This is a genomic window from Rhodopseudomonas sp. B29, assembly GCF_000333455.1.
Classification (GTDB): domain Bacteria; phylum Pseudomonadota; class Alphaproteobacteria; order Rhizobiales; family Xanthobacteraceae; genus Rhodopseudomonas.
This window is the reverse complement of record NZ_BADD01000630.1, coordinates 1-4,721: the sequence shown is the minus strand read 5'-3', so window position 1 is coordinate 4,721 and position 4,721 is coordinate 1. Positions and strand designations below refer to the sequence as shown.

The window sequence follows — 4,721 nt, the reverse complement described above, 5'->3', positions numbered from 1 at the left end:
CCACCATCGGCGACGACAAGCTGACGCTGCAGATGAATTCGCTGGACGCGCAGATCCAGGCGCTGCAGGCGCAGGCCAATCAGGCGCAGATCGATTACGACCGAACCTCCGGGCTGGTCGAGCGCGGCATCACGGCGCGGACCAAGCTCGACGAGGCGCGCACCAATCTCAACGTCGCCGACAACAATCTGCGCGCCAAGACCTCCGAGCGCGCCGTGGTGCAGCAGCAATTCAAGGAAGGCCAGGTACTGGCGCCGGACGACGGCCGCGTGCTGAAGAAGATGGTCACGCTCGGCTCGGTGATGCTGCAGGGCGATACGATCGTCACCGTGGCGCAGCAGCACTACAAGCTGCGGCTGCGCGTGCCCGAGCGGCACGCTCGATTCCTCAAGGCCGGCGACCGCATCCGCGTGGACGGCGCGGAATTCGGCGATGCGCAGGCGAAGTACGGCACCATCGACCTCGTCTACCCGCAAATCGAGGACGGCCGCGTCGTGGCCGATGCGACGGTCGAAGGGCTCGGTCAGTATTTCGTCGGTGATCGGCTGCGGGTGTGGATCTCGGCCGGCGAGCGGCCGGCCTTCGTGATCCCGCAGCGCTTCATCACTACCAAATTCGGTGTCGACTATGTGCAGCTCGGCGAGCCGGGCAAGACCGTCGCGGTGCCGGTGCAGCGCGGCCGCGAACATCCGACGCCGCAAATGCCCGATGGGCTCGAGATTCTGTCGGGCCTGCGTAACGGTGACAAGCTGGTGCAGCCGTGAACCTTGGTATCTCCGGTCGCCTGACCAAGGCGACCATTCAGTCGCCGCTCACTCCGTTGTTTCTGCTCGCCGCGTTGGTGGTCGGGCTGATCGCGCTCGCCGCCATTCCGCGCGAGGAAGAGCCTCAGATCAGCGTTCCGATGGTCGACATCACCGTCAACGCCGACGGCTTGCGCGGCCCCGACGCGGTCGAGCTGGCGACCAAGCCGCTCGAAGCCATCGTCAAGGGCATCGACGGCGTCGAGCACGTCTACAGTCAGACCGAAGACGACCGCGTCATGGTGACGGCGCGCTTCCTGGTCGGTACCAAGGCCGAGGACGCCATCCTGCGCGTCCACGAGAAGATCCGCGCCAACATCAATGCGATTCCGGTCGGCATTCCCGAGCCGCTGATCGTCGGCCGCGGCATCAACGACGTCGCCGTCACCGTGCTGACGCTGTCGCCAAAGCCCGAAGCGGCTTCGCGCTGGACCGACAAGGATCTCTACGAACTCGCCGACAAGCTGCGCTCCGAGCTGATGAAGGTCGACAGCATCGGCCTCACTTACATCTCCGGCGGCGGCGCGCAGCAGATCCGCGTCGAGCCCGATCCAGAAAAGCTGTCGCTGTATGGCGTGACGCTGCAGCAGCTCGTCGCCAAGGTGAAGGACGCCAACCGCTCCTTCCTGGCCGGCAGCGTGCGCGATGCCGGCACGATGCGGAGCGTCTCGGCGGGGCAGACCATGATCGGCGTTCCCGATATCGGCCTTTTGCTGATTGGCACGCGTGATAATCGCCCGGTCTATGTCAAGGACGTCGCCGCGGTGATCATCGGTCCGAACGCCGCCGAGCATCGAGTCTGGAACGACGCGCGGGACGGCAGCGGCAAATGGGACCGCGTGCCGGCTGTCAGCCTGGCGCTCGCCAAACGCGCCGGCGCGAACGCGGTGGTGGTGTCCCACGACATCAAGGCGCGGCTCGCCACACTCGAAGGCACGCTGATCCCGAGTGACGTTGCGGTGACGGTGACACGCGACTACGGCGAGACCGCCAACGAAAAGGCCAACGAACTGCTGCTGCATCTCGGCATCGCCACGGTGTCGATCGTGGTGCTGATCGTGATCGCGATCGGCTGGCGCGAGGCGGTGGTGACCGCGGTGGTGATCCCCACCACGATCCTGCTGACGCTGTTTGCGGCGAACCTGATGGGCTACACCATCAACCGCGTCAGCCTGTTCGCGCTGATCTTCTCGATCGGCATCCTGGTCGACGACGCCATCGTGGTGGTCGAGAACATCGCCCGGCATTGGGGCATGAAGGATGGCCGGTCGCGGATGCAGGCGACGATCGAAGCGGTTGCCGAAGTCGGCAACCCCACCGTGATCGCGACGCTGACCGTGGTGGCGGCGCTGCTGCCGATGTTGTTCGTGTCCGGGATGATGGGCCCCTATATGGCGCCGATCCCCGCCAATGCGTCGGCCGCGATGCTGTTCTCGTTCTTCGTGGCGATGATCATCGCGCCGTGGCTGATGCTGCGGCTGGCACCGAAGGGCGCCGCGATGGCGGCGCATGGCGATCACGACGAGGGCCGGCTCGGCCGCCTGTATCGCCGTATCGCCACGCCGATCGTGGCGTCGAAGCGGGCGTCGTGGCGGTTCCTGCTCGGGGTCGGCATCGCGACGCTGCTGTCGATGGCGCTGTTCTACACCAAGTCGGTCACCGTCAAGCTGTTGCCGTTCGACAACAAGAGCGAGATCGCCGTGATGGTCGATCTGCCAGAAGGTGCAACGCTGGAAGACACCGAGCGCACGTTGTTCGCAGCCGCCGACATCGCCCGCGGCCTGCCCGAGATCACCTCGGTGCAGTCCTATGCGGGCACGCCGGCGCCTTTCAACTTCAACGGCCTGGTGCGGCATTATTACTTGCGCGAGCGGCCGGAGCTCGGCGAGTTGCAGGTCAATCTGAAGGAACGTGGCGATCGCAGCCGCGCCAGCCACACCATCGCGCTCGATCTGCGCCAGCGGTTGAAAGCGCTGAACGTGCCGGAGGGCACCAGCATCAAGGTCGTCGAGGTGCCGCCGGGGCCGCCGGTGCTCTCGACGCTGCTGGCCGAAATCTACGGCCCCGACGCCGCCTCCCGCCGCGCCGTCGCGCTCGAGGTGAAGAAGATCTTCAAAGAGGTGCCGTTCATCGTCGATGTCGACGACTCGATCGGCGAGCCGCGGCCGCGGCTGCGCTTGTCGATCGATCAGGATCGGCTGGAGTTCTTCGGCGTCGAGCAGAAGGACGTCTACGACACCATCGCGACGCTGTTCGGCGGCACCTCGATCGGCTACTCGCATCGCGGCGAGGACCGCAATCCGATCGAGATCGCGGTGCGGCTGCCGAAGCGCGATCTCGAATGGAACGAGGCGCTGGCCTCGACGCCGGTGCCAGCCAATACGTTGCCCGGCGCCAAGACAGTGGTCGAACTCGGCCAATTGGTGAAGGCGACCCGGGAAGTCGGCTCGCCGCTGATCTTCCGCCGCGACGGCCGCTTCGCCGACATGGTGGAGGCGGAACTCGCCGGCAAATTCGAGGCGCCGCTCTACGGCATGCTCGAGGTCGATCGCCTGATCGAGAGCCACGACTGGGGCAAGCTGCCGAAGCCGGCGATCAGCCTGCACGGCCAGCCAACCGACGAGGCCAAGCCGACCGTGCTGTGGGACGGCGAATGGGAAATCACCTGGGTGACGTTCCGCGACATGGGCGCGGCGTTCGGCGCCGCGATCCTCGGCATCTATGTGCTGGTGGTGGCGCAGTTCAAAAGCTTCAAGCTGCCGCTTGTGATCCTCACCCCGATCCCGCTGACGCTGATCGGCATCCTGATCGGCCACTGGCTGCTCGGGGCGCCGTTCACCGCCACCTCGATGATCGGCTTCATCGCGCTGGCTGGCATCATCGTGCGCAACTCGATCCTCCTGGTCGATTTCATCCGCCACTCCGGCGGGGAGGGCAAAAGCTTGCGCGAGGTCGTGCTGCAGGCCGGCGCGGTGCGGTTCAAGCCGATCCTGCTCACCGCGCTGGCGGCGATGATCGGCGCGGCGACCATCCTGCTCGATCCGATCTTCCAGGGCCTGGCGATCTCGCTGCTGTTCGGCCTGGCATCGTCGACGCTGCTCACCGTGCTGGTGATCCCGGCGATCTACATCGTGCTGCGTGACAAGCCGCCGCAAGCACCAAGCGCCTGACCGCAAAGGGATGGCGCGGCGGCGCGATCCGGGGCACAAGGTGCGGGTCCGCAAGCAAAGGATTGGACCCGATGATGCTCACCCGCCGGTCGACTCTGCTGACCGCTCTGTCGCTCGCGCCGGCGCTGGTGCTCTCACGACGCGCGCTCGCCGCGACCGCCGAGCCCGAGCCGGAGGATGTATTGTCGACCAATGCGGTGCTGCGCGATCCGCAGATTCCGGCGGCCGGCAATCCGGACGGTGACATCACCATCGTCGAGTATTTCGATTATCGCTGCCCGTACTGCAAGAAAGTCGCCCCCGAGCTGCTGCAGGTGGCGAAGGACGACGGCAAGGTCCGGCTGATCTTCAAGGACTGGCCGATCTTCGGCGGCATCTCGGTCGACGCCGCCAAGCTGGTGCTGGCCACCAAGTATCAGGACAAATTCCCGACCGCCCACGAGGCGCTGATCGGCGCCAAGTCGAATCTCACCGCGTCGGTGATCGACGACACGCTGGCAGCCGCGGGCATCGACGTCGCCAAGGCCAAGCAAGACCTCGAAACCAACAAAACCACGATCGAAGCCGTACTGGCCCGCAACGACGCCCAGGCCAAGGCCTTCGGCTTCCAGGGCACCCCCGCCTTCATCGTCGGCCGCTTCCGCGTNGCGGGCGTGCTCGATGCCGCGATGTTTCAGGCCGCGATCAAGGATGCGCGGGCAGCGGCGGCGAGGGGGAAAAGTAAGCGACTTATCCAAAGCACCGACTT

At 66.0% G+C, this 4,721-nt stretch carries 3 protein-coding genes; all 3 read left to right on the top strand.

All coding sequences use genetic code 11. The features are described 5' to 3' along the window. Window positions 1-764: efflux RND transporter periplasmic adaptor subunit (locus tag I5M_RS22690; RefSeq protein ID WP_022723499.1), on the top strand; the 764-nt coding region annotated here is incomplete at its 5' end. Next, window positions 761-3,973, top strand: coding sequence for an efflux RND transporter permease subunit (locus I5M_RS22685; protein WP_022723498.1), 3,213 nt, complete (start codon window positions 761-763; stop codon window positions 3,971-3,973). The genes I5M_RS22690 and I5M_RS22685, both read left to right, overlap by 4 nt. Before the next feature lie 71 nt (window positions 3,974-4,044). Next, on the top strand, window positions 4,045-4,721 hold a 677-nt coding region (locus I5M_RS22680), incomplete at its 3' end, for a DsbA family protein (RefSeq protein WP_022723497.1).